Source organism: Novosphingobium sp. SG919 (assembly GCF_012932495.1).
GTDB lineage: Bacteria > Pseudomonadota > Alphaproteobacteria > Sphingomonadales > Sphingomonadaceae > Novosphingobium > Novosphingobium rhizosphaerae.
This window is the reverse complement of sequence record NZ_JABCNG010000006.1, coordinates 200,239-224,909: the sequence shown is the minus strand read 5'-3', so window position 1 is coordinate 224,909 and position 24,671 is coordinate 200,239. Positions and strand designations below refer to the sequence as shown.

General features: G+C 63.1%; 20 protein-coding genes. 8 read left to right on the top strand and 12 right to left on the bottom strand.

The genetic code is table 11. The annotated features are described in order from the left end of the window. Both FHT19_RS21170 and FHT19_RS21165 read left to right on the top strand, forming a co-directional pair. Positions 1-1,437, top strand: a complete 1,437-nt coding sequence (locus FHT19_RS21170; RefSeq protein ID WP_169476710.1) for an oligosaccharide flippase family protein — start codon at positions 1-3, stop codon at positions 1,435-1,437. 75 nt (positions 1,438-1,512) lie between these two features. Further along, positions 1,513-2,694 (top strand): polysaccharide pyruvyl transferase family protein, encoded by a 1,182-nt coding sequence (locus FHT19_RS21165; RefSeq protein ID WP_169476709.1) that lies wholly within the window; start codon positions 1,513-1,515, stop codon positions 2,692-2,694. 64 nt (positions 2,695-2,758) lie between these two features. Here the strand turns inward: FHT19_RS21165 and FHT19_RS21160 are convergent, their stop codons facing one another. After that, positions 2,759-3,802: a glycosyltransferase gene (locus tag FHT19_RS21160; RefSeq protein ID WP_169476708.1), complete on the bottom strand. Its 1,044-nt coding sequence runs from the start codon at positions 3,800-3,802 to the stop codon at positions 2,759-2,761. 235 nt (positions 3,803-4,037) lie between these two features. Here FHT19_RS21160 and FHT19_RS21155 point away from each other — a divergent pair, with 235 nt between their 5' ends. The 3 genes from FHT19_RS21155 to phbB all read left to right on the top strand — a co-directional run bounded on the left by FHT19_RS21155 (position 4,038) and on the right by phbB (position 7,476). After that, on the top strand, positions 4,038-5,345 hold the full coding sequence (locus FHT19_RS21155) for a hypothetical protein (protein WP_169476707.1): 1,308 nt from the start codon (positions 4,038-4,040) through the stop codon (positions 5,343-5,345). An 83-nt stretch (positions 5,346-5,428) separates the two neighbouring features. Next, positions 5,429-6,532 (top strand): acyltransferase, encoded by a 1,104-nt coding sequence (locus FHT19_RS21150; protein WP_169476706.1) that lies wholly within the window; start codon positions 5,429-5,431, stop codon positions 6,530-6,532. Between the two features lie 221 nt (positions 6,533-6,753). After that, on the top strand, positions 6,754-7,476 hold the full coding sequence (gene phbB / locus FHT19_RS21145) for an acetoacetyl-CoA reductase (RefSeq protein ID WP_169476705.1): 723 nt from the start codon (positions 6,754-6,756) through the stop codon (positions 7,474-7,476). Positions 7,477-7,589: 113 nt separating this feature from the next. Here phbB and FHT19_RS21140 read toward each other — a convergent pair whose 3' ends face one another. Further along, complete coding sequence (locus FHT19_RS21140) at positions 7,590-8,732, bottom strand: acyltransferase (RefSeq protein WP_169476704.1); 1,143 nt, start codon at positions 8,730-8,732, stop codon at positions 7,590-7,592. 117 nt (positions 8,733-8,849) lie between these two features. After that, positions 8,850-9,947, bottom strand: coding sequence for a glycosyltransferase family 4 protein (locus FHT19_RS21135; RefSeq protein WP_169476702.1), 1,098 nt, complete (start codon positions 9,945-9,947; stop codon positions 8,850-8,852). A 280-nt stretch (positions 9,948-10,227) separates the two neighbouring features. Here FHT19_RS21135 and FHT19_RS21130 point away from each other — a divergent pair, with 280 nt between their 5' ends. From FHT19_RS21130 to FHT19_RS21120, 3 genes are all read left to right on the top strand, one after another. Then, complete coding sequence (locus FHT19_RS21130; RefSeq protein WP_169476700.1) at positions 10,228-11,718, top strand: phosphomannomutase; 1,491 nt, start codon at positions 10,228-10,230, stop codon at positions 11,716-11,718. Positions 11,719-11,945: 227 nt separating this feature from the next. Then, positions 11,946-13,112: a nucleotide sugar dehydrogenase gene (locus FHT19_RS21125; protein WP_168556365.1), complete on the top strand. Its 1,167-nt coding sequence runs from the start codon at positions 11,946-11,948 to the stop codon at positions 13,110-13,112. A gap of 10 nt (positions 13,113-13,122) precedes the next feature. Continuing rightward, entirely contained in the window at positions 13,123-13,947 is an 825-nt protein-coding gene (locus FHT19_RS21120; RefSeq protein WP_169476698.1) for a WecB/TagA/CpsF family glycosyltransferase, read from the top strand. Between the two features lie 25 nt (positions 13,948-13,972). Here the strand turns inward: FHT19_RS21120 and FHT19_RS24800 are convergent, their stop codons facing one another. The 9 genes from FHT19_RS24800 to FHT19_RS21075 form a co-directional block, all read right to left on the bottom strand. Continuing rightward, the gene (locus FHT19_RS24800) at positions 13,973-15,589 is read right to left on the bottom strand and encodes an O-antigen ligase family protein (RefSeq protein ID WP_169476697.1); all 1,617 of its coding nucleotides are present in this window, start codon (positions 15,587-15,589) and stop codon (positions 13,973-13,975) included. Positions 15,590-15,798: 209 nt separating this feature from the next. Continuing rightward, positions 15,799-16,047, bottom strand: coding sequence for a hypothetical protein (locus FHT19_RS21110; RefSeq protein ID WP_168556368.1), 249 nt, complete (start codon positions 16,045-16,047; stop codon positions 15,799-15,801). A gap of 193 nt (positions 16,048-16,240) precedes the next feature. Then, entirely contained in the window at positions 16,241-16,498 is a 258-nt protein-coding gene (locus FHT19_RS21105) for a hypothetical protein (RefSeq protein WP_168556369.1), read from the bottom strand. A gap of 360 nt (positions 16,499-16,858) precedes the next feature. Further along, the gene (locus FHT19_RS21100) at positions 16,859-17,869 is read right to left on the bottom strand and encodes a cellulase family glycosylhydrolase (protein WP_169476695.1); all 1,011 of its coding nucleotides are present in this window, start codon (positions 17,867-17,869) and stop codon (positions 16,859-16,861) included. Positions 17,870-18,003: 134 nt separating this feature from the next. Further along, entirely contained in the window at positions 18,004-19,425 is a 1,422-nt protein-coding gene (locus FHT19_RS24485; RefSeq protein WP_348981812.1) for a sugar transferase, read from the bottom strand. Between the two features lie 224 nt (positions 19,426-19,649). After that, entirely contained in the window at positions 19,650-20,672 is a 1,023-nt protein-coding gene (holA, locus tag FHT19_RS21090) for a DNA polymerase III subunit delta (protein ID WP_169476694.1), read from the bottom strand. Between the two features lie 9 nt (positions 20,673-20,681). After that, complete coding sequence (lptE, locus tag FHT19_RS21085; protein WP_248290611.1) at positions 20,682-21,215, bottom strand: LPS assembly lipoprotein LptE; 534 nt, start codon at positions 21,213-21,215, stop codon at positions 20,682-20,684. Positions 21,216-21,231: 16 nt separating this feature from the next. Continuing rightward, positions 21,232-23,772, bottom strand: coding sequence for a leucine--tRNA ligase (gene leuS / locus FHT19_RS21080; RefSeq protein ID WP_169476692.1), 2,541 nt, complete (start codon positions 23,770-23,772; stop codon positions 21,232-21,234). A 76-nt stretch (positions 23,773-23,848) separates the two neighbouring features. Next, positions 23,849-24,271 (bottom strand): DUF3576 domain-containing protein, encoded by a 423-nt coding sequence (locus FHT19_RS21075; RefSeq protein ID WP_246866153.1) that lies wholly within the window; start codon positions 24,269-24,271, stop codon positions 23,849-23,851. Positions 24,272-24,671 lie beyond the last annotated feature (400 nt).

The following is a 24,671-nucleotide window of genomic DNA, read 5'->3' as shown; positions in this document are numbered from 1 at the left end:
ATGAGCTACTCCAAACTCGCGATGAAAGGCGCAATCTGGTCGTTGCTCCAGGTTCTCGCCGAGCGCTTTACCCAGACCGTGGTCATGCTTACGGCAGCCCTGTTCCTGGGGCCGCACGATTTTGGCGTTGCGGCAATGGCCACCGCGCCAGCCATCATTGCTGCATCGACTTTGCAATCTGGCAACCAGTTGATTGTGCAACGCGAAGAGGCGGATGCCCGGTTTCTGGATACCGCGTTCGGCCTGTTCATCGGGATCGGCATTGCCGCCGGCGTGGTGATCGCCGCGCTGGCGCTGATCTTTCGCCTCCTGCCTGGCTATGACAACATCTGGCTGATGATCCTGCCCACCGTGGCCGCGCCGCTGTCTGCGGCGGTGGGCGTGGTGCCCGAAGGCCTGCTGATGCGCACGTTCAACTACCGCGTGCTGGCGATCCGCAAAACAGCCGGCCAGGCAATTGCCGGCGTGGCTTGCTGCGCGATGGCGGTCTATGGCTTTGGCGCGTGGAGCATCGTGGTGCAGGTGACACTGGCGCCGATCATTTCCACCGTCATCAGCCTGTTTGCCGCGCGCTGGCGGCCCACCGCGGTTGCCCGGCTGGGTGACATGGCCGATGTCAGCCGCTTTTCGGGTGCGGTCCTGGGCGTCTCGGTGCTCAACCAGATCAACATCCGCTCGGTCGACGTGATCGTCGGCATGATCGCCGGTCCGACCGCCACGGGCGTGTTCCGCCTGGCGCGCACCGTGCTCGATCTGGCCACCAGCCTGTTCCTCAACCCGGTCAACAACACGCTCCTACCGATCTTCTCGCGCATGGCCGGTGACCGGGAACGCACGATCGAGGCGATGTGGCAGGCTTGCGGCATTACCAGCCTGATCGCATCGGTGCCGTTCGTCGCCTCCACCTTTGCCGGGCCGTTCGTGGCCGACCTCGTGTTCAAGGGCAAATGGCCGCATCTGGCCGAAACCGTCACGGTGCTGCTGATCTCGCTGCCGTTCGTGGCGATGATCGTGCCGTTGCAGACCTACCTGGTGGCCACTGGCCGCCCGCGCCTGGCGCTGTGGAACAACTTTTTCCAGACCATCGCCAACGTGGTGATGATCGCGGCGGGTGCCTATTTCGGTATCGTCTGGGCAGCGGGCGCATTCAGCCTGCGCTGCATGCTGGGCGGGCTGGCGCTCATCTTCGTGATCCGCAAGGTCACACCCGATATCCGCATCGCCAAGGATGTGGTGACTTCGCTTCCGGCGGTGGTTGGCCTGGGCGTGGTGGCCGCGGTCGGTGCCTTGACGTGGATCGCTTCGCTCGATCTGTCGCGGCTCTTGCCCACGCTGGCCACCACCACCCTGGCGCTGCTGCTTTATGCAGCGATCACGTTCCTGTTCTTCCGCGCGCGCATCAGCACTGTCCTGATGGCCGTCAAATCGAAGCGCTAGTTTTGTTTGCCGTGCGATTTGTTGACAAAAACCGGTATCCACTTTTTGTCGTCGCACTCAAGAAGGAGCCACGCCATGGCGCGCATTGCAGTCGTCTGCGCCTTTCTGCCCAGCCGCAACACCGGCATGTATACGGTGGATCTGTCGGCCTATGCCTATTTCACCAGGGCCTTTCCCGATGACGAAGTGACGTTCTACTGCCTCGGCAGCACGGCCAAGCTGGGCTATTCCAAGGAAGAAACCCACCAGGAATACCAGCAGCTGAGCGACCATGTCGACGCGGTGCGCGAGGCGGACCTGATCGTCTACTGGGGCGATTTTCTGCACTCCAAGGGCTATTGGGAAGCAGACCTTGGTGGCTGGCTGGTGCGCGACGGGATCAGCACCGATCGCGACGCTGCCCGCGAATTGATCTATCGCGCGTTGATGCTGGAAGACGCCAGCGATGAAGTGCTGGCCAAAGTCGTGGTGTTCGGCGGCACGATCATCACCATCGGCGCCAACGATCTCGCCGATGCGCGCTATGCCAAGGCGCTGCGCCGCCTGATCACCAAGGCCGGTGGCATCTATTTCCGCGATGCGCTTTCCTCGGTCAAGGCTTCGCCCTTGCGCGGCGACCAGGCCACGCTGGGCAGCGACTGCGCGCTGCAATTGTCGAAGGACGATTTCCTCCAGTACGGGCTGGTCGATAGCTTCCCCGAAAAGCCGGGCGAGAAGCTGGGCGTGTTCTTCGGTCGATCGAAATGGATTGCCCAGCCCCTGGCGTTGGGCCGGGCCGTGGCGCGGCAGATGGGAGCAGAGGCGATGTGGGTGCCCTGGCTGCGTTCGGCGCCGCGCCAATTGCCGCTGGCACGCCTGTTCGGCTTTCCCGCCACGCGCGAACCGCCGCTGCCAAAGGATGCCATCGCCAAGCTGCTGGAATGCAAGGCAGTGGTCACCGATACGTATCACCTTTGCGTCAATGCCTGGAACCTGGGCATTCCGGCGGTGTGCATCGGCTTTGGCAGCCAGCACGTGGGCCACACCCTGGGCGACAAGAAGAAGGAAATCCTTTACGCCCAATACTTGGGCAGCCCGTTCTACATCTATCGCGAGCATATCCAGAACCCGACGGCGATCCCCGCCGCGGCACGCTATGCCGCCAAGATGCTGGGCGAAACCGACCAGATCGAGATTGTGAAGGCATCGATCCACGAACAGGCGCAGGCCGCGCGGGCGCGCCTGGCGGCGGCTTGCCGCTGCGTGCTGGGCCGCTGATCTCTCCGTTCCCTGCGTGACGTAAAAAACCCCGCTGCCCATGCCGGCAGCGGGGTTTTTCGTTTCAGCCGATCCGCGCCAGCAGGGCCTGTGCAATTCCATGCCAGCTGAACTGATGGCGATAGGCCGCCACCGCATCGGCAGCCGGCGGCGTGGCCGCGGCTTCGGCCACTGTCTGCGCCAGGGTGTTGGCATCGATCGACAGCGGTACGAAGCGCGCCCAGGGCGGCGCCACGCGGCGGTGGATCTCGATGTCGCTGCACACCACCGGCAGGCCCAGGCTGCCCGCCTCGACCAGCGGCATGTTGAACCCTTCGGCCAGCGACATGCTGACGAAGCAGGTGGCATGCTGGTACAGCGCCAACAGCGCGGTATCGCTGGCATGGCCGTGCCATTCCAGCTTGCCGGCGCGGGTGGCGAGTTGGCTTTCCCATTCGGCAGCGACCGGGCCCCAGCCACTGCGGCCCACCACGCGAACCACCCAGGGGGCAGGCAGGGCATCGGCCATGGCCACCACGGCGGCATAGTTCTTGCGCGGCTCGATCGTGCCAACGGCGATCACGCCGGGCTGGCTGCGATCGGCGGCGGGCGCGGTGGACAGATCGATGCCGGGGGCATTGCCGATCGTCGCCACCGGGCGGCGCAGGATCGTCGCCAGGCTTTCGGCCATCAGCGTGGTGGGGGCAACGATATCGCGATAGCGGGGCGCCATGCGGGTTTCGGCATGCTTGAACAGCATGCGCCCGCGCAGGTTCATGGCCTGGCCGCGCGTCCACGGGAAATCATCGTGGATGATGCGGTAGACCGGGGTGCGTGTTGTCGCGATCAGGAGCGGGCTGGGCGGAAAGGCTGGGCAGACCAAGGCGCGCGGGCGCGCCTGGCGCCAGGCCGCCGTACGCGCCAGGGCGAGCCAGCCGCGAAAGCCGCCCGGCACCTTGATCACGCTGCCATCCTGCAGATCATCGAGCACGGTCGATTGATCATCCACGAAGGCCACCACGTTGGTTGCCTGGCTGCGCATCGCCCGGAACAGGTTGATGGCATAGCGTTCGATACCGGTGGATGCGTTGGGCCTTGTGGCCAGAACCAGGTCTATCGCAATGGTCAATTTGCTCTCCGCCTGGGACCTGCGTTGTCGGGTGGCACGTTGTGGTGCGCGCTGGGTTTGCCAATAATCTCTGGCCCCTATTTCGCTGCAATGCAACATCAGAGTGTTGGGCAGGTCGAATCCAAGCCTCTCCGCGCGCTATAGGGGTTGCCTAGATTGCTTGCAGGCCAGTATGATCGGCGGTGCAACAAGGTTTGGCAACTCGCCAACCGGGACCGCGGAAGAATTCTTGAGAATGAGCAGCGCCGCCACACATCGATTGCAGGCGCCGACTAATCGGCGCACGCGCGCCCGTGCCGCAGCATTGGGCGCGGATTCGCCTGTCACGACGGTGGCGCACGCTTGGCGCTGCTATCTGGCCTTGGCGATATCCATGTTCCTCAACATGATTCTGGCCATTGCCAATGCCAATGGCCTGGGCATGAACAACAAGCTGGTGACGGCGATCCAGATTGTGGTGACGCTTGCAAGCTGCGCGGTGATCTTAGGGCAGCCGATCAAGCTGCGCCCGGCAGAGCAATATGGGCTGTTTGCGATCGTCCTGCTGCTGATCATGACAAGCGCGTTGAACGGCTTCAATCCCAAGGCGGTGTACGATTGCTTGATCATACCGCTTTACATCGCGTTGGGCCGGTCGGCGCGTGCGGTGAAACCACGCTGGATGGATTGGCTGTTGGCGGCCGTGACGCTTGTCGTGCTCATGGAAATGGTGGCCCCTGCTCTGTTCACGCGCATTGTGAATCCCGGAGCATTTTTCATGGCGACCCGCAGCTGGATTGCTGCAGCCAGCGGGGCCGCCGCAGATTCCGGCCTCTACATCGGTGCTACGCGTGGCGGCGGTTCGGTATTTTCGCTGGCCGACCACCGTGTCTCGGGCCCCTTTCTCGAGCCTTTGTCGCTCGGCTATTTTTCGGTGGTGATGACGATTTACTATGCTGCGATTCACCAGTCCAAATTGTGGGTGCGTCTTGGCGCGATCGCTGTCTGCTTGTTCCTGTCGCTGGTTTCTGACTCGCGTGCGGCTTCCGGGCTTATCATCCTGTCAAGCCTGATCCTGGTATATCGCGTTCAATTGCCCGCCATTCTAATATGGCTGGCGCCCCTGGCAATTCTGGCGGTAGCGCTGATAATCCACTGGATACAGCCGGCTTTTCTTGCCGGAGGCGACGCCCTGTATCGCATCGGTCTGACGTTCGACGGTATGGCGGGCTTTAGCGTCGGCGACCTTATCATCGGCAAGGTCAATACCGATCGTGTTGGCGATAGCGGCATTCTCTATCTCGTAAATTGTCTGGGCATCGTAGGACTTTTGCTGGCTCTGTTCTATTTTGCCGGCCTCTTTTCACGGCGGCCGGATTCCGCATCGTCCGTCTATGTGATGATGGCAGTCTACATCACAACCATGCTGATTTTTGGCGGTGCTGTTTTCTCGATTAAGACGGCTAGCCTTACGGGTTTCGTCCTGGGCCTTGCGACGTGGCCGCATGCCGTGCCCAAGAGCGGAGAAAAGCGGCTGCGCCGCCTGCGTAACGCGCGGGCATGACGCCAGGGCTTGTTTATTCAAATGACGCGCATGCAGACGTTGATCTTGTCGGCATCTCGCTTGGGTAATTCATGGGGGTAGCGATGAAGACATTCGGTGATATCCTGGAGCGTAATAATGGGTTTGGGCCAGGATTTGATTTTGCGCGAGTTTTTTTAGCAATAAGTGTGCTTCTTTGGCATGTCTTATTAATGTCTACGGGCGGCTATCAACCATTTATATCCACGCCAGCTTGGATTTATAATTATTCAATATTGCCAATGTTTTTTGGCCTTAGTGGATTTCTGGTTGCCGGAAGCGCGCAGAGGAACACGCTAAAAATATTTGCAATTAATCGTGGGATTCGAATTTTTCCTGCGCTGATTGTAGAAATTGCTTTGTCCGCGCTTATTCTGGGCCCGATTTTTACAAATCTTCCTCTTGGCGAATATTTTACGAATAAGCAGTTTTACATATATTTTCTTAACATGATTGCGCTGATCAATTTCAAGCTTCCCGGGGTTTTTCTTTCTAATCCCTACCCCGGCACCGTCAATGGATCATTGTGGACCGTGCCTTTTGAGTTCCTGTGCTACTTTGCGATGGCGTTCGTCATTGTAAGGCAGTTTATCAACCAGCCGAAAAAGCTTCTGGCGTTTTCGATCTTTGTAATGGTTGCGGCGATCGTGTTGCAGGCGTGCGTTGATTTTCTGCCTCATGCCGCACTGCTCGACAAAGTCATGAAGGCTTACATTCACGATGGTAAGGGCTCTGCTCTTTTGCCGTGCTTCCTTCTGGGCGCGCTGGCCTATACCTTGCGCTACAAAATTCCGATGGACTGGCGTATTTTCCTGGGATGCCTGCTGGTCGTCCTGATTGCAGGTATTATGTTTGGCCCTGGGTCATGGAAAAATACGGTGCTAGTAATTGTCTTTGCACCGGTTTTAATCTACATCGTCTGCTTTGTAGGCCTGCTTGATATACCGAAGCTCCCATATTTTAGCCGTGGTGATTATTCCTACGGAATTTATTTGTACGGGTTTCCGATTCAGCAAGCGCTTGCGGCCTCGTCAGACCTATTTCATAATCCTTGGATCATGCTTGCCGGAAGCCTCGCCGCAACTACCGCGTTCGCGACATTTTCCTGGCATTGTATCGAGTCTCCGATCTTGAGAAAGCGGAAGGCTATAACGGCTTGGCTTTCGTGACTTCGTTTTGTCAAATCCCGAAGATTTAGCGAATTGTTCAGCATATTATTGAGGCCGGATTAGAGGCAATTTTTCGCCTAATCGGTGCAGCTGCGGCAATGCCGTGCTGCACTGATTATGGCAGGATTCGGTCGAACGAACATTTGGCGTATTGATTTGACAACGTCTCTGTTAAGGCAGGTGATGTCCTGCCAGTCGCTGCAGCAACAGAGGTGCGAATTATGGCGCGTGTAGCAATCGTCACCGGTGGCACGAGGGGAATTGGTGCGGCGATATCCGTTGTCTTGAAAGATCAAGGCTATGCGGTGGCGGCGAACTACGCCGAAAATGCCGCTGCAGCGACCGCCTTCAGCAATGAAACTGGCATTCCCTCGTACAAGTGGGATGTGGGCGACCCGGAGGCCTGCCTTGCCGGCGTTCGGCAGGTTGAGCAGGACATCGGGTCTGTCGATATCTTGGTCAACAACGCTGGCGTTACCCGCGACGGCACTCTTCACCGGATGTCCTATGACGACTGGAATGATGTGTTGCGCGTCAACCTGGGCGGGTGCTTCAATATGGCGAGGTGTACATTTGGTGGCATGCGCGACCGGCGTTGGGGTCGGATCGTCAGCATCAGTTCGATCAACGGCCAAGCAGGGCAGTTCGGTCAAGTCAACTACTCGGCCGCAAAGAGTGGCATTCTAGGCTTCACAAAGGCACTGGCGCTAGAAGGGGCCAAGTATGGCGTATTGGTAAATGCGATAGCGCCGGGCTACATTGCGACAGAAATGGTAGGGGCGATCCCCGCGCCGATCCTGGAGAAGATCGTGGCGAAGATCCCGGTTCGCCGTTTAGGCGAGGCTTGCGAGATCGCGCGGGGGGTTGCATTTTTGACCAGCGAAAGCGCTGGATTTGTTACCGGATCCACACTCAGCATCAACGGCGGACAGTACATGCACTAAGCGCCCTCGAATGAGACTGCGCCGTGTTGCACCTTCACAATCCTCGCCGCAGAAGTCGCCTGGCATCGCCGGGATAGCGCGTCAAACGACACCGGTTCGTGCGCAACGGTGTCTCATGACAAAGCATCAGCGACAGTCCTGCGCCGGGCGACATCGCGCGCTATGGCGCCGAACCAGTTCATCCCCGGCATTTCAATGAAGCGATAGGTCTGGCTGGCCACCAGCACCACGGCTGCCAAATATACCAAGGTGATTGCGTCCATCACCCAGGCATTGCCCACCAGCGCCAGGTCGGTCCCCGGCAGCGTCGTGGGCTTGTGCAGCAGCTTTCCGGCGGCGCGCAGCAAGTTGTTGGTGAGGAACGCGCCGAAGAAGTGGACCATGTAGATCGAATAGGACATATCGCCCAACTTGCGCGGGAACGGGCGCAATAGCGCCTGGGACACGTGCCCATCCTGCCGGGAAAAAACCAGGATGGCGATGCCGAACACCACGGGTGCCAGCAGTTGAAGCGGGCCAACCTCGGCCAGATAGACGAAGCCCAGCACTAGCACGATGGCCAAGACTTCGGCCAGGGTGCCCTTGATCGGCAGCGGGCGATTGCGCAGGCACCACACCAGGTGCCCGGCAAAGAAGCCATAGACGCAGCGCTCCAGGCCAAACTGGCTGCTCGTTGCCAGGAACTTGGGCGCCAGCAGATAGAGCGACAGCCCCGCCGCCACCACATAGACCAGCGCCACCAGCGGCAAGCGCCGTCGTGCAACGACGACAGTGATGGCGAATATCAGGTACGTGAAGAATTCGGCGCTGATGCTCCACGAGGGGCCATTCCAGGTAGACCCTTCATAGATGCCCACGCCATTGAGCAGCAGCAGATTGACCAGGATGGCCATCGGCGTGCGGTCTTCGGAAAATGGGGGGCGGGGCAGGGCGCCGGGGGCGTGGTGGGACATCACCAGCACGGCCAGCTCGAACGCCACGAACACCGCCAGCATGACGAAATGCAGCGGATATATCCGCCCAAAGCGGCGAATCGCGAAAGGCACGAGGTCCCCCGCGCTGTTCAACCGGCTGGCATAGGCATGCGAGATGACGAAGCCCGACAGCACGAAGAAGAAATCGACGAACATGTAGGCATGCCGGGTGAGCGTGAAAAAGTAGATGTGGCTGGCCACTTGCAGGTGGAACACGGCCACGGACAGGGCGGCAATGCCGCGCAAGCTGTCCAAGGCCTGGTATCGGTGGGCAGCTGTCATCGTCACCTCGGCTTAGCAGAGCGTCACGGTCCTTTCGCTCTGCTACGCTGCGCCGCACAAAATACAACCGTTTTGGTGATTATTGCGCCAAGATGTGCCTGGAAAGCGCCTGGTGGTTCAGAACCTCGCCGTCTCCCGCTGGATGCGCTTCGCGATCGAGGTCCACGAAAAGTTGTCGTTGATGTGCGCAATCTGTGCGGCGAGTAGTGTCGCACGCGCGGTAGGGTCTTGCAACGCGTCGATGCGGGTGGCGAGGCCCGCCTCGTCGCCGGGCTCGAAGATTGCGTTGGGGCCGACCACGCCGGGAATGCCGCCCACGTTGGAGCCGAGCGCGGGCGTGCCGCAGAACACCGCTTCGGCACAGACGCGGCCGAACTGTTCGCGCCAGTTGGGCGTGGGCACGCTGGGCAACACGAACAGGTCGAGCGCCGAATAGAAGATCGGCAGCTGTTCCTTGTTGAGCGCCGGGAGCAGCACACCGCCGAATTGCTGCACCGCTTCGGCCACGTCAGGATCGCTCACCGGCCCGCAAAGGAGCAGGGCGGCGCCGGCCTGGTGCGCGGCGCGGGAGAAACATTCCAGCCCCTTGGGCCGCCAGATGCGCCCGGCATAGCCGGCGAGCACGCGCCCGTCGAACGCACGGGCGGCTTGGGGGAACAGCGCGGTCAGCTTGGCCCGCGCCTCGTCCTTGGGAATGGGGCTGAACGATTCGAGCGAGACGCCGTTGCCCAGCGGTGCCACGATCCGCTCGGCCTTGGCACCGCGCGCGAGCAGCACGCCGGCCACTTCGGTGTTCTTGGGAAACACGATGTCCGCCCGGGCATGAACCACGCGCTCCATCACGTTCGCGCCGGAAAAATTGCCTTTAAGGTTGATCGCGCTGCTTTCCAGCACGAACGTGCTCTTGCGCTTGAGCAGGGCAGCCAGGAACGCCGTGAGCGAGTGCGGCTCTTCATGGATGTAGAGCACCTGGGGCGGATGGGCCCGGATGTAGGACAGCATGCCCGGGCTGACATATGTGAGCCAATGGCCGGGCGCGATGCTGGGAAACAGCTTGAGCGTGAACTCGGGCTCGGTCACCTCGGCGTATTCCTTGCCGGCAAAGACCTGCGGGCCCAACACGGTGAGATCGAACAGCTTGCCCAATTCCCGGAAGCGATCATGGTAAAGCTTGTTGCCGGCTTCGTGCCACACCAGAATCATGCTCGGTTTCACGGTCGGTCCACCCTTTCGACACAGCCCCGCGGCGCGCGCTGTTCGCTGCGCCGGTCCAGGCGTCTTGTGCATGCACAATGCGCGTGTTGCAATGCAATAGGTTTTGTAAAGGCACAATTCGCTGGCTGGGCCGTTGGTCTGCCAAAAGGCAGCGGCGCGTGGCAGCAATGTAAATTTTGCATATGCGAACCACGCGCTATGGCCTAACACAGCGCCCGGGCGGCGGGGGTTTCCACCTGCCGGGGCAAGACGGCTTATGGTTAAGGAAAAGCGAGGATCTATGACGCAGACAGTGGCGGTGACCGATGTTATGGCGCGCTCTGGCGTGGCCTTTGGCACCAGCGGCGCACGCGGCCTGGTGACGGCGATGACCGACCAAGTATGCTTCACTTATACTTGCGCATTCCTGCAGCACATGGCCGAGATCGGCCAGTTCGCACCCGGTGGCGGCGTGGCGATCGCGGGTGATCTGCGGCCTTCAACCCCGCGCATCATGGCGGCCTGCCGTGCCGCGATCGCGCACATGGGCGGGGAATTGGTCGATTGCGGTTTCGTGCCTTCGCCGGCCGTGGCGGCACTCGGTTTTGCCCGCGGCATTCCCTCGCTCATGGTTACCGGCAGCCACATTCCCGACGATCGCAACGGCATCAAATTCAACCGCGCCGACGGCGAAGTGCTCAAGCCCGACGAAGCCGCGATTCGCGCGCAGCACGTCGACCTGCCGGATCTCTTCGATGCCGATGGCATGCTCCGCGATGCGGCAACTGCGCCTGCCCTGGTGGACGCGGCCACGCCTTATGTCGCGCGTTACATCGACTTTTTCGGGGGCGAGGCGCTCAAGGGGTTGAAGCTCGGCGTCTATCAGCATTCGGCCGTGGGCCGCGATGTGGTGGCGCAGATCGTGTCCGGCCTGGGCGCAGACGTGGTCTTGCTGGGCCGATCGGACAAGTTCATCCCGGTCGATACCGAAGCGGTCCGCCCCGAAGACGTGGCGCTGGGCAAGCAATGGGCAGCCGAACATGGCCTGGATGCGATCCTTTCCACCGATGGCGATTCGGATCGGCCGCTGCTGGCCGATGAAAGCGGTGCGTGGATGCGCGGCGACGTGCTCGGTATCCTGTGCGCGCAGGCGCTGGACCTTGCCGCGGTTGCCACGCCGGTCAGCTCCAACACCGCGCTCGAGGCATCGGGCCGGTTTGCCCAAGTGCGTCGGACGCGCATCGGCTCACCGTTCGTGATCGAAGCGATGGACCAATTGCTGGCGCAAGGCCTGGCTGCCTGCGGTTATGAAGCCAACGGCGGCTTCCTGCTGGGCAGCGCGGTCACCGCAAACGGGCGCACGCTGGCGGCCCTGCCCACGCGCGACGCGGTCTTGCCGATGGTGGCCGTGCTCGCCGACGCGCGGGCCAAGGGCCTTTCCCTGTCGGCACTCCAGGCGCAGTTGCCCGAACGCTACACCCATAGCGACCGCCTCAAGGAATATCCCACCGCACATAGCCAGGCGCTGATCGCCAAGCTGGAAGCGGGCGATGACGAAGCCGTGCTGGGGCGGTTGACCGACCTGCTCGGCACGCTGGCGGGCAAGGCGGTGGCTTTCGACAAGACCGATGGGCTGCGCGTGACGTTTGCCGATGGCGATATCATCCACTTGCGCCCCAGCGGCAACGCCCCGGAACTGCGCGTCTATACCGAAAGCGCCACGGCGGCCCGAGCGGCCGGTCTCAACACCGCAACGCTTGATCTGGTGCGCCATCTGCCCCCCCCGGCCTGAACGGTTTTGGCGGGAAATGTGCAGGTGCAGCATAAATGCGTTGACGGCCTGCCCTTCGGTGCGGAATATCGGGTAACGACAAGCAATTTTCCGGGCGCAGCATGATCATCGTGCGAGGGGCCAGGCGCAGCGAGGCGAATGATCGCCGCGCCTTGCACCGGCCCGGCGCCGCCAACGCTTGATGCCAAAACGCTTGATGCCAAAACGCTTGATGTGAGTATTCACGAATGAAGATCGCCGTTTTCGGGCTTGGCTATGTCGGCCTTTCCAATGCCGTGCTGCTTGCGCAGCATAACCAGGTCGTTGCCGTGGACATCTCGGCCGATCGCGTGGCCAAGGTGAATGCCCGGCAATCCCCCATCGTGGATGCCGAGTTGGAGGATTTCCTCGCGACCCGGCCACTCGACCTTTCGGCAACCACCGATTCGGTGGCCGCGCTCGAAGGGGCAGACTATGTGATCGTCGCCACGCCGACCAACTACGATGTCGAAACCAACAAGTTCGATACCTCGTCGGTCGAGGCGGTGATCCGGCTGGTCAAGGACCACAATCCCACTGCCGTGGTCGTGATCAAGTCCACCATCCCGGTGGGTTTCGTGTCCGACGTGCGGCAACGGCTGGGCACCGACCAGGTGATCTTCAGCCCCGAGTTTCTGCGCGAAGGCCGCGCGCTCTACGACAATCTCCACCCCTCGCGCATCATCGTGGGCGAGGAATCCGAACGGGCCCACGTGTTTGCCGAATTGCTGCGCGAAGGCGCGGTGAAAAAGGACGTGGAAGTGCTGTTCACCGGCCCGGCCGAGGCCGAGGCGATCAAGCTCTTCGCCAACACTTATCTCGCCATGCGGGTGGCCTTCTTCAACGAACTGGACAGCTATGCCATCGCCGGCGGCATGGACACGCGCCAGATCATCCGCGGCGTCGGCCTCGATCCGCGCATCGGCTCGCACTACAACAATCCCAGCTTCGGCTATGGCGGCTATTGCCTGCCCAAGGATACCAAGCAGTTGCTGGCCAACTATTTCGATGTGCCACAGAACCTGATCCGCGCGATCGTGGATGCCAACCGCACCCGCAAGGATTTCCTGGCCGAGCAGATCATCCAGCGGCGCCCCGGCAAGGTCGGCGTGTTCCGCCTGGTGATGAAGGCCGGATCGGACAATTTCCGCCAATCCTCGATCCAGGGGATCATGAAGCGGATCAAGGCCAAGGGCATCGAAGTGGTGATCTACGAGCCGGCGTTGGAGGAAGACCAGTTCTTCGGGTCCAGGGTCATCCGCGATCTCGACACGTTCAAGCGCGAGTGCGACGTGATCGTGGCCAACCGCGCGTCCCCGCAATTGGCCGATGTGGCCGACAAGGTGTTCACCCGCGATCTCTTCGGCTCCGACTGAGGCGCGCGCCATGGGATCGAATCAGCAGGGCCTGGCCGGGGGGCCGGCGGTCGAGGCAGCGGGCACCACGGGCAAGGGCGATCTGTTCGCGCGCTATGGCCTGGAATTTGATTCCTATCCGCTGGAAGATGTGGTGGCGCGGGCGCTGCTGCCGGCCACCACGCCGCAGCTCTATTGCACGTGCAACCTCAATCACTTGCGCCAACTGCAGGGCAATGCCGATTTTCGCGCGGCCTATGCCCGCGCGGCCGTGGTTACCGTGGACGGCCGCCCGATCCGCATGCTCGCGCGCCTTCAGGCCAAGCGCGATGTGCCGGTGGTGACCGGGGCAGACATGTTCCCGGCGCTGCTCGACGCGCTGCGGCCGGGGATCGATCGCCCGTTCTTCGTGGCGAGCTCTGCGCAGGCGGCGCAGATCCTGCGCGACAAGCTGGTGGCGCGTGGTTTCGACCCTGCCGATATCGGGCGCGACAGCCCGCCCTATGGGTTCGAGCGGGATGCAGCCTATAGCGCCGACCTCGTCGCGCGCATTGCCGCACTCGATGCCACGCACCTGTTCATGGGGGTTGGCGCGCCCAAGTCAGAGATCTGGGTTTCCCGCCATTTTGCTGGGCTGCCGGCCGCGCACATCTTTTGCGTTGGCGCCGCTCTGGATTTCTCGTCCAGCCTCAAGGCGCGCGCGCCGGCGTGGGTGCGTGCGCTGAGCCTGGAATGGGCCCATCGCATGTTGAGCGAACCGCGCCGCCTGTTGCCCCGCTATGCCGGTGACGCGCTGTTTCTGGCGCAAATCCTGGCCGGACGGAAACTGGTGCCGGTCTTCCCGCCGCGCCCCTGATCCGTCTGGCCCGCCAGGCCGCGGGTCAGACGTTTTCCAGCAGTTGCGGCAAAGGTGCGCTGTCTGCCGGCGCGGCGGATGCCGGGAGCGGCAGCGTTTCGGGCGTGCGGTCTGCCAAGGCGGCAATGGCGCGCGGGGTGAACAGCAGGGCTCCCGCCATCGCCAGCAACGAAGCAAGCGACATTTCGCGGATGGGGAAGTCGTCCAGCGCGTGGACGCCCAATTGCGCCATGATGCCCAAGGCAAACAATGCCTGCGCGCGTGAATGCAGCGTGCCCTTTTCACGCAGTTCGAAGCCGAGCCGCCGCCAGGCCATGGTGCCCACGATCGCCAGCACGGCCACCAGCACGATCAGGCCTGGCAGGCCCGCTTCCAGCGTCCATTCCATCCAGTCGTTGTGCGCACGGCCGGCAACGGTGTTGCGGACCACTTCCAGGCGTTCAGCCGCGTTGAAGATCGGGGGGAAGCTGCCCACGCCGCCACCGGCCGGCCAGACCTGGCCCAGGGCGTGGATCGTATCGATCCAGATATCGCGGCGCGAATCGTTGAGGTTGGAAAAGCGGTTCATGATGCGATCGACCGAATGCAACCCGACCGCCAGGAGCAGCCCGACGGCGGCCACCCCGCCGCCCACGCCGAGCCAAAGCGTACGGCGGGAAAACTGCTGGCGCGCCAGGGGCCAGACCATCGCTGCGCAGAACGCCAGCGCAATCGGCAAGAGCGCGATGCCGGTGCGCGAACCGGTGAGGAACACCACCACCAGCATGATTGCGCCGGTAAACGCCACGCCGCCCCAGAACAGCGATCGGTTCGGAACCAGGCCCACCACCGCGGTGGCGATCACGCCACACGCCATCAGTGCGATCGACAAAAGGTCTGCCTCGGCGTTGTGGTTTGCCTGGAAGCCCACGATCACCCCGAAGTGGGCATAGGAATAGAGCGTCCAGTTGTGGCCGGCGGCGTGCGACAGCTGCAGCGCGCCGAGCATCACCGAAGCGCCGGCAACAGCCACGATCGTGGCGCACAGCCACAGGCGGCCAATCAGATCGGTGCGTGAAACGGCCAGCAGCATCAGCACGGGCACCACCATCGCCAACAACGAGATGAAAGTGCGCGCCGGTGCCATCGACCAAGGCATCCACCGATCGGCCTGGCCGATCAGGGCGAGCGACGCCACTTCCATTTCCCGATCGGGCAGGGCGTGCCAGATCGCAGGGGGCAGCGGGATGAGTTGCAGCACGGGCACGATCAAGACCAGCGCCGCAATCACCCAGGCTGCCCGCGGCACCGGGCCCAATCCCGTCGCCAGGCGAGGATGCAGCAGGGGCAGAGCCAGGATCAGCGCCACCAGCGGCTGCAGGATCATTTCCGTGCCGGGATTGGTTGTGCCGCCGCCGCCGAGCACCAGGGCCACGGCCAGCGCTGCCATCACGACGATCACACCAACCTGCGGCGGAGTCAAGGCGATGTCAGCGGGCAGGCGCAGGCTGCGGCTGCTGCCACGGCTTCCGCTGCGCGAGCGTCGGCGGCGCTGGCCTTGCGTGCTGTCGGGAACGGCCAGTGGTCTGGGTGGCGTGGGCGAGGCGCTGGACCTGCGCCGGCGAGAGCGGCGCTGCGGCTGCGAGGCGGGGCTTTCTTCCACGGGGATGATGCTCGATGATAAGGGGAAAATGGCATGGACAGCGGCATCGCCCCCACGCCGCCGGCGGTCTGTGCCGGCTGTCGTCCCGTCTTTTACCGACGGGTTGCCCGCGGCGCAATCGTGCGCTTAGCGGGGATCATCAGGCAAAAGAAAAGGCCTGCACGCGCTGGGCGTGCAGGCCTTTTCTTTTGCCAAGAGCAAGATCCAGCTCAGCTGCCGGAAGAATCGCTCTTGAAGATTTCGTAGGCGCCCACGCCGAACGCGGCAGCGGCAGCAACGCCGATGATCACGCCGTCAGCGTCCTTGGACTGCTTGGCGACCGGAGCGGACGAACGCACCAGCTTCTTTGCGGTTACCGAGGCAACGGGCACACCAGCGCGGGTGCCAGCGGCCTGGGCGGTCCCTGCAACCAGCAGGGAGGCAACGACGCCGAGGGCGCCGATCTTCATGATGTTCATGGTCACAACTCCAGAATCGGCTTACAGAAGAATACTTATAGGACTTGGCCCTGCCGTTCAAGAACATTTTGCAGTGCAAAATAACCTGGAACGACGAACGGGGCCCAGGACAACTGCCCGGACCCCGCTTGTTTGGCACGAACTGAGGCCTTCAACGCAGCCCACAAGAAGCACTCGCACGCTGCGGCAGGGATCAGCCGCCGGGCGAATCGTCGTTGCTGTTGCCCACGGCGATCAGCACGCCGGTGGCCACGACCGGAATGGCCACGAGCAATTCCTCGCTCACGTTCTTGTTGCGCGTGGAAACCGCCTGCGAAGAACGCTTGAGCATCTTGGCCTGCACGGCCTGGACAGGAGCGGCAATGCCGGCGCGGGTGGCCGCAGCATGTGCAGGGGCAGCGATGGCAACAGATGCGAGTGCTGCCGTTCCGAGAATACCAAGCAGTTTCATATTGCCCTCACTTTATAAATCGTAGGGTTTTATTTACTGCAAATCGGCCGAATTGACAACGCCGTTGTTTGCAGTGTGTCATTTCAAACAATCTCATGAAATGAAACGATTTTGATGCGGATTGCGACGGGCTTGGTGTGTGGTGCAGCAACAATATCTCACCAAATCTGTGCCAAAAGGACTTGTGCGCAGATTCGGATTTGAGGTTGGCGGCGATTCGCCAGATCAAAATATTGTAAAATCACAATATTGTATGCTTGGTGGGCCAGATTGGCGAGGTACAGCGCCCCAGTCGCCAATGCAGGCATGCCGGCCATTCCCGCAATCGGGCCTGGCCGGCATGCTTGTTTCTCAGCGTAATCAGTACTTGAGATAGCGCTGCATGAGCAGGGTCTGCGGCTTGTCCACGCCGTCGACCGGATCGGCCGAACCCATTCGTTTTCCCCACGTGCCGCCGCCGGCGAAATAGGTCGCGCCGATGAAGACGTCCTTGTGCGTAACCATGAACTGCAAAAGGTCGTTGAGTTCTTTCAACGAAGGCGGGGTGGGGCCGGACGCGAATTCGCCGATGAAGATCTGCTTGCGGTTTTGCCGCGCCCAGCCGGTGATGTCCTGCAGGATACGGGCGCCCACGCCGGGAATGGCATCGAGGCTGCCGCCGCCAAATCCGCGATCGAGATACTGGTGCGCGTCGAACGCGAAGTTGTTGCCGGGATCGACCATCTGCAACGTGGCCGCGGCGTTGGCGGTTCGCAGCCAGGAGTGCGCGCCGGTCCAGGCGGTGCCGGAAAACAGCACTTTCGAGCGAGCCCCGGCGGCGCGAATGGCGGCGCAGGCGGCATTTTGCGCGCGAATGTTGGAATCGGCCGATTGGTCGTGCGGCTCGTTCATCAGGTTGTACCAGACCAGCGCGTTGTTCTTATAGCGCCGCGCCATGCGACCCCAGAAATTGGCGAATATTTCCGCCGTCACGCTCGACCCTACGTCGCCGATCACCTGGTTGTCACGGCGGCCATAGTCGTGTGCATCGAGCAGGACGACGGCACCCGCTGCAGTGGCGGTGGCAACGATCTGATCCAGCCCGGCAAGGGCGGCTTCATCGAGGGGGCCGGATAGCTGCGGCTGCAAGCGGCGCCATTTGAACGGCACGCGATAGACGTTGAAACCCTTGCCCAGGTAATAGGCGAGGTTATCGAGTGCGGGCCATTTCCATCGCCCGCCGATATCCTTGAATTCCGCGCCGGCCAGGTTGACGCCGAGGCGAAAACCCTTGGGCTGGACCACGGCGGCCAGGGCCGATCCGGCGGGGGTGGCCAGGGCCAGGGAGAGGGCACTGCCCCGGATGAAGGTGCGACGCGTGTGTTTTGCCATGGGGCGAAGGATTGCGGCGTGTCATGCCGCAATGCAACATGGAAAATGAGGCGCCGACGCCCGGCCTGCCGCACAAGCCATCCGCTTGGACGCAACAAAGGGCCGCATGGCAGCGGCCCTGTCGTAAACTGGCTTTAAAATGCCCGGTCGTGAACCAGCACGGTAAACGTGGCGAACATGATCTGCACGTCGCGCCAGATGGTCCAGCCGTCGAGATATTCAAGGTCTGCCTGGAGCCGGCCGGACAGATCCGCCTCGGTATCGGTGGCGCCGCGGAAACCGCGCACCTGGGCAAGGCCGGTGAGCCCGGGCTTGAGCGAGTGGCGCTGGTTGTAGCGCGGATCGACTTCCCAGAAGCGCTTGGTGCCGGCGAGCGAGCCCAGTGCGTGCGGGCGCGGGCCTACGATGCTCATGTCGCCGCGCAGCACGTTGAGCAGCTGCGGCAGTTCGTCGATGCTGGTGCGGCGGATGAAGCGGCCGATCCGCGTAATGCGATCGTCTTCCTTGCTGGCCGAGCGCGCGCCGGCGGCATCGAGCTGGGCCACCCGCATCGAACGGAACTTGTAAATCCAGAACAAGCGGTTGTTACGGCCCTGGCGCTGCTGCTTGAAGAACACCGGGCCGCGATCTTCGAGATAGACCAGCGCAGCAACGGTCAGCAGCAGGGGCGCAAGGAACAGCACTGCCGAGCCGGCAATGGCCAAGTCCATCGCGCGCTTCGAGGCGCGTCCGCGCATGCCCAGCGGTCCGGCCGAAACCACCAGCGAACCGGTGTCGTTGATGCGGCGCGCGCCGAGGACGCCCATCGCCACCACGTTCTGGTCGATCAGTTCGCCGGTGATGTTGGCGCCCTTGAGGACCATGGCCCATTCCATGTGCCGTTCTGGCGGGCAGCTGACCAGCACGCGATCCATGTTGGTCATGAACATCGCCAGGCGATCGAGCATGTGCGGGTCGTTGCGATTGGGCACCAGGCGATGCTGGCGCGTATCGATGTGCCAGGCATGGGGAATGCGCACCGGCAAACCGCCGTCGTCCAGGATCAGCACGTTTTGCGCGGTGGGGCCGCACAGCTTGCGGATCAGTGGCTGCATCCACGTGCGCGCCAGCGTCAGCAGGAGTGCGCAGGCCAGGAAGCTTGCCCCGGTGGAGGCACGCGAAATCTGGTCGGAAACCTTGGCGAAGAAGGCGACGAAGATCACCATCGAAAAAGCCGCCAGCAGCGAGAAGAAAGCGCTGTGGCGGCCGAACCGGGCCGAGGTGAGGGCGGTGATCGAGTAGGCGTTGAACGTGAGCGCGCCGATCACATAGAACGGCAGGAGCAGCACCAGCTGGCGCAGCACCGACGGCGTGACCGAACCGAACTGGAAATGGCTGATGCCCAGCATCGCTGCGGTAATCATCAGCACATCGACCGCCATGAGCAGCACATAGCACTGCAGGCGGCGGTGCTCGAGCGAGGAGGCGAGCGGCAGCTTCAGCCGCGCGCCACCCGTCGGGCGTTGCTCGCCTGCCTTGGCTTGGGCCGTCTGGGCCGGGAGATCTAGCGTGGTCATTGCCGCTCTCACTGTCCTTCGATGCCGGCGTTGCGATGCCAGCGGCCGCGTTCACCGGTGCGCAAAAGGGACGAATCACGCCCCGCCCGATGGACCTGCGGCTGCCGAAGCGCCAAAACAGGTCTTTGTTGCGCTGCAATATCTACATGCTTGCGCAGTAATGGCAAGTATCTCTGCTTAGCATGTTTTCGCAGGGCGATCCACGCGCGGCAAATCCGCCGAATCTAGCGTGAAGCGGCACGTGCAAATTCGGCGAGCGCTTGCCACAGCGCCAGGTCGGCATTGCGGCTGTCTGCCAAGAGGCTGCGATGCAACGATATCAGACGCTCCAGCAGGCGCTCCAGGCGGCGGCCACGCCAACGTTTGAGCTGATTTGCCAGATCGGGCTTGTCCCGAAAGAAGACGCGCCGAGCAGACATTTCCTGCTCAAGGAAGCTATTGATATCACTACGGCTTCCCATGCGTCCGGTGAGCTGTGCCAATTGTGCGACACGCCGTTCGAATGCCAGCAGCAAACCGACCGGGTTAATCCCCATTTCGCGTGCGCGTGCCAACTCGGCCCCGACTCGGCGGGAATCGCCGGAAAGCACGGCGTTGACCACCGGCATCATGCCATCATCCTCGGTCGAGGCGCCAATGGCATCGAGCGCAGCGGCATCGACCGTGCGCGGCGATTGCTGGCTGGCATCGAGATAGAGTGCGAGCTTTTCGACTTCGCTGCGTGCCATTCGCGTGTCGAGCGCGGTCGCCCTGGCAATGCGTTCGGCCAGGTCACCGGTGATGCGCAGGCCGGCGGCGCCGGCCATGTCGCGCACGGCATCGACCACGGAGCGCAGGTCGGGCGGGTGGAACATGCCCACCAGCGCATTGGCCCGATCGCCCAGCAGCTTGGCGAGGCGAGACTTGTCGGTGGCCGACGATGCCACGATCAGCACCGGCCAGCCATCCACCGGGCTGGCCAACAGCGTTTCCACCGCGTCGAATGCCTCGTCGCCTGCGGTGCGCACGTGGATCTGCCGCTTGTCGCCGAACAGGGAGACCGAGCGCGCCTCGTCGGCCAGGCGGACGGGATCGCGCCGCAGTTCGGCGCCCGAAAGTTCCACGCGTTCCGCTTCGCCCAAAAGCGCGGCAATGCGCGCGGCGGCATCGGCTGCGCCGGCTTCATCGGGGCCGCAGAAATAGAAGATGCGACAGTCCTGCGCGGCCCTTGCGGCCATGCCGGCAAAGGTTTTCTGCGTGGCCTTCACAAGTTGCGCTTATTGCCCGGCAGCAGGAGCGGGGGCCGCCGGCACTGCCACGGGCGCCGTGCCTTGCGTCGATTCGCGCAGGCGGGTGGCCACGCGCGTCACGATCTGGTCGGCGATCTCGCGCGAAAGGTTTTCCTGCGCCGTCTGCTCGGCCGCGATCACGGCATATTCGCTGGATACCACGTCCATCCCCGCGTCGGCGGTGGCGGTAGCATCGAGCATCACTGCGCCGGAGGAAAGATCGACCAGCTGATAGCGCGCGCGCATGGTGCGGCGTTCGCGGGTGATGGTGTCGTCTGAGAGCTGGCCCAGGCCCTGGAGCTTTTCATCCAACCGCACGTCGAGCCGGTAGTGCGGCTGCGTGCCACTGCCCAGCCGATCGGACAGGGCGTGGCGCACCAGCCAGCCAGACTTGCCGGCGATCGGCGCCACATCGACGCTGGCGACCGAACGCGCCACCGCGCCCGACCCACCGCCGGCATACATCGGCTGCAACCCGCAGCCAGCCAGCAACAGCGAAGGGGCGGCAAGTGCCACGAACAGGCCGGATTTGGGCAATTTAGACAACAAGGTTCACCAAACGATCGGGCACCACGATCACCTTCTTCACAGCTGCCCCGTCCAGTGCACGCTGCACTTTGTCCGAAGCCAGCGCAAGGGCTTCGAGGGTCTCGCGCGGGGTTCCCTTGGCCACGGTGAGCGTATCGCGCAGCTTGCCCTTGACCTGCACCGCCACGGTCACTTCATCGTCCACCAGCAGCGCGGGATCGACGCTCGGCCAGGCGGCATCGGCGACGAGGCCAGCGCCCTGCGCGGCATAGGCCTCTTCGGCCAGGTGCGGCATCATCGGCGCCACCAGTAGCAGCAAGGTGCGGATGGCCTGGGTGCGGCTCGCCGAAGGCGCGGCCTTTTCCGTGGCACCGGTCAGTTCATAGATGCGCGCCACGGCCTTGTTGAAGCCCAGCGCGGCGATATCCTGGCCCACGGCGTGCACGGTCTGGTGCACCTTGCGGTCGAGCGCCTTGTCCTCACCGGTGGCGGCGGCATCGACCTGGGCGAACAGGCGCCACAGCCGCTGGACAAAGCGCGCGCAGCCTTCGATGCCGGCTTCCGACCAAGGCAGGTCGCGCTCGGGCGGGCTGTCGGACAGCATGAACCAGCGGATTGCGTCGGCGCCATAGCGTGCGACGATGTCGTCCGGGTCCACCACGTTCTTCTTGGACTTGGACATCTTGATCACGCGGCCGATTTCCACCGGTTGGCCATCGGCCTTGAGCGTGGCGCCATCGCCGCTGCGATCGACATCGCTTGGCGCATACCAGATCGGCTGGCCATTGGCCGGATCGACACGGCTGTAGGTTTCGTGCGTGACCATGCCTTGGGTGAACAGGCTGGCGAACGGCTCAGCCACGTCGATCTTGCCGATGCGGGCCAGGGCGCGCGTCCAGAACCGGGCGTAGAGCAAATGCAGGATCGCATGCTCGATCCCGCCGATGTACTGCTCTACCGGCAGCCACTGCTTGATCACCTCGGGATCGAACGGCCGGTCGGCCGGCTGGCTGGCAAAGCGCAGGAAATACCACGAGCTGTCGACGAAAGTGTCGAGCGTGTCGGTCTCGCGCCGCGCGGCATGGCCGCATTGCGGGCAGGGCACGTGCTTCCAGGTGGGATGGCGATCCAGCGGATTGCCCGGCACTGAGAAATCGACATCCTCGGGCAGGGTGACGGGCAGCTGCTTCTTGGGCACCGGCACCACGCCGCACACTTCGCAGTGCACGAAGGGGATCGGCGTGCCCCAATAGCGCTGGCGGCTCACGCCCCAGTCGCGCAGGCGCCACACTGTTTGGCCCTGGCCCCAACCTTGGCCTTGCGCGCGATCGATCACCGCCTGCTTGGCCTCCGTCACGGCCATGCCATCGAGGAACTGCGAATTGACCAGCACGCCATCGCCGGCTTCCGCCTCGGTGCCGAACGGCTTGTCGGCATCGGCCGCGTCGGACGCGACCACGCGCAGGATCGGCAGGCCATACTTGGTGGCGAAATCGAAGTCGCGCTGGTCGTGGCCGGGCACGGCCATGATCGCGCCGGTGCCATAGTCCATCAGCACGAAATTGGCGATGTACACAGGCAGTGCCGCGCCGGTGAACGGATGGCGCGCGGTGATGCCGGTGTCGAAGCCCAGCTTCTCGGCGGTTTCGAGTTCGGCTGCCGTCGTGCCGCCCTGCTTGCACAACGCGATGAAATCCAGCGCGGCCGGGTTGCCAGCGGCCACGCCCTGCGCGATCGGATGATCGGCGGCCACGGCCACGAAACTGGCGCCAAAGATCGTATCGGGGCGGGTGGTATAGACCTCCAGCTTTTCGCCGTTTGACAGATCGAACGCGAATTGCAGGCCCTGGCTCTTGCCGATCCAGTTTTCCTGCATCAGCCGCACCTTCTCCGGCCACTTGTCGAGGCTGGACAGCCCGTCGAGCAGCTCGTCGGCAAAGTCGGTGATCTTGAGGAACCACTGGTTCAGCTTGCGCTTTTCGACCAGCGCGCCCGAGCGCCAGCCGCGCCCGTCGATTACCTGTTCGTTGGCCAGCACGGTGTGATCGACTGGATCCCAGTTGACCGCCGATTCCTTGCGATAGACCAGGCCCGCGGCATAGAGATCGAGGAACAGGGCCTGTTCATGGCCATAGTATTCGGGCTCGCACGTGGCGATCTCGCGGCTCCAGTCGAGCGCGAAGCCCAGGCGCTTCAACTGCGCCTTCATGTTGGCGATGTTCTCGCGCGTCCAGCCGCCGGGATGAACGCCCTTTTCCATGGCGGCATTTTCCGCCGGCATGCCGAAGGCGTCCCAGCCCATCGGATGCAGCACTTCGTGGCCGGTCATGCGCTTGTAGCGCGCCAGCACGTCACCCATGGTGTAGTTGCGCACGTGGCCGATGTGAATGCGCCCCGAAGGATAGGGGAACATCTCGAGCACGTAGCTGCGGGGTTTGGGGCTCGAATCGTCGGCGCGGAACGATTGCGCCTCGTCCCAGGCCTGCTGCCAGCGCAGATCGGCGGATGCGGGATCGAAACGGGTCGGTTCAGAAGGCGTGGCAGAGGTCATGCGCGGCTCTTTAGGTAGCGGCACGCCTTATCGCAAGCGCGTGCCGCTTCCAGGCGTGCCGCTTTTTCGCAGACGATCAGTTGATGCCGGCGGGGAGGGCCTGGCGGCGCAAGTCGCGCGCCTTGGTCAGGATCACGTCTTCCAGCTTCTGTACGGTGGCCGCCTGGACCGGGGCATCCACCCAGTTGCCGTTCTGCGACACCTGGCGGCTGGCCGCCACGCGCAGGGCGTCGGCGCGCAAGTCCTGGTCGAGGATCGAGACCGTCACCTTGATCCGCTCGCCCGGATTGCGCGGGTTGGCATACCAGTCGGTCACGATCACGCCGCCGTTGCTGTCGGTCTGCAGCAGGGGCATGAACGACAGCGCATCGAGGCTGGCGCGCCACAGATAGGCGTTCACGCCGATGGTGGTCACCTTGCTCGATGCCATGTCGGGGTGGAGCTTGGAAAGCTTGGACAGCTTCTTTTCGCCGTGGCCGGCGCAGCCGGCAACCGCCAGGGCCAGCACGCCCGCGGCAAGCGCGCGGCCGATCAGCCGGCCAGCCGCCGATCGATCCCTGCGCGCTTTTGCAGGGGCCTGCTTGGCAGGCTGGGCGGCGGTGGTGTTGTGGCGGGCGATGGCGCTGATCGTCACGTCAATCCTGTCCTGTCTGGCGCAGCGGCGGTCATCCCCGCAGCAATGAAAAATCCGTGCGGCTGCACGGCTGGATGGGCACGCCTCTATCACCCTGGCCCGTCGCCCGGCAAGCCGCGTTGCCAAGCCATCTGCATTGTTGTGGCAATGCGAGCATGCGCCCGGGCAACAAGGCAAAAGGCGGGCCTTGGTCAAGCCGTTGCAGCGGTGAACGGCCGATGAACGCACCGGGCGGGGAAAACCCTTCGCGACGGCGCCCGGGAAG

What these genes read in the sequence shown, in the direction of transcription:
- FHT19_RS21170 (WP_169476710.1), top strand. Translation starts at nt 1, where the DNA reads ATGAGCTACTCCAAACTCGCGATGAAAGGCGCAATCTGGTCGTTGCTC.
- FHT19_RS21165 (WP_169476709.1), top strand. Translation starts at nt 1,513, where the DNA reads ATGGCGCGCATTGCAGTCGTCTGCGCCTTTCTGCCCAGCCGCAACACC.
- FHT19_RS21155 (WP_169476707.1), top strand. Translation starts at nt 4,038, where the DNA reads ATGAGCAGCGCCGCCACACATCGATTGCAGGCGCCGACTAATCGGCGC.
- FHT19_RS21150 (WP_169476706.1), top strand. Translation starts at nt 5,429, where the DNA reads ATGAAGACATTCGGTGATATCCTGGAGCGTAATAATGGGTTTGGGCCA.
- phbB (WP_169476705.1), top strand. Translation starts at nt 6,754, where the DNA reads ATGGCGCGTGTAGCAATCGTCACCGGTGGCACGAGGGGAATTGGTGCG.
- FHT19_RS21140 (WP_169476704.1), bottom strand. Translation starts at nt 8,732, where the DNA reads ATGACAGCTGCCCACCGATACCAGGCCTTGGACAGCTTGCGCGGCATT.
- FHT19_RS21130 (WP_169476700.1), top strand. Translation starts at nt 10,228, where the DNA reads ATGACGCAGACAGTGGCGGTGACCGATGTTATGGCGCGCTCTGGCGTG.
- FHT19_RS21125 (WP_168556365.1), top strand. Translation starts at nt 11,946, where the DNA reads ATGAAGATCGCCGTTTTCGGGCTTGGCTATGTCGGCCTTTCCAATGCC.
- FHT19_RS21120 (WP_169476698.1), top strand. Translation starts at nt 13,123, where the DNA reads ATGGGATCGAATCAGCAGGGCCTGGCCGGGGGGCCGGCGGTCGAGGCA.
- FHT19_RS21110 (WP_168556368.1), bottom strand. Translation starts at nt 16,047, where the DNA reads ATGAACATCATGAAGATCGGCGCCCTCGGCGTCGTTGCCTCCCTGCTG.
- FHT19_RS21105 (WP_168556369.1), bottom strand. Translation starts at nt 16,498, where the DNA reads ATGAAACTGCTTGGTATTCTCGGAACGGCAGCACTCGCATCTGTTGCC.
- FHT19_RS21100 (WP_169476695.1), bottom strand. Translation starts at nt 17,869, where the DNA reads ATGGCAAAACACACGCGTCGCACCTTCATCCGGGGCAGTGCCCTCTCC.
- FHT19_RS24485 (WP_348981812.1), bottom strand. Translation starts at nt 19,425, where the DNA reads ATGACCACGCTAGATCTCCCGGCCCAGACGGCCCAAGCCAAGGCAGGC.
- leuS (WP_169476692.1), bottom strand. Translation starts at nt 23,772, where the DNA reads ATGACCTCTGCCACGCCTTCTGAACCGACCCGTTTCGATCCCGCATCC.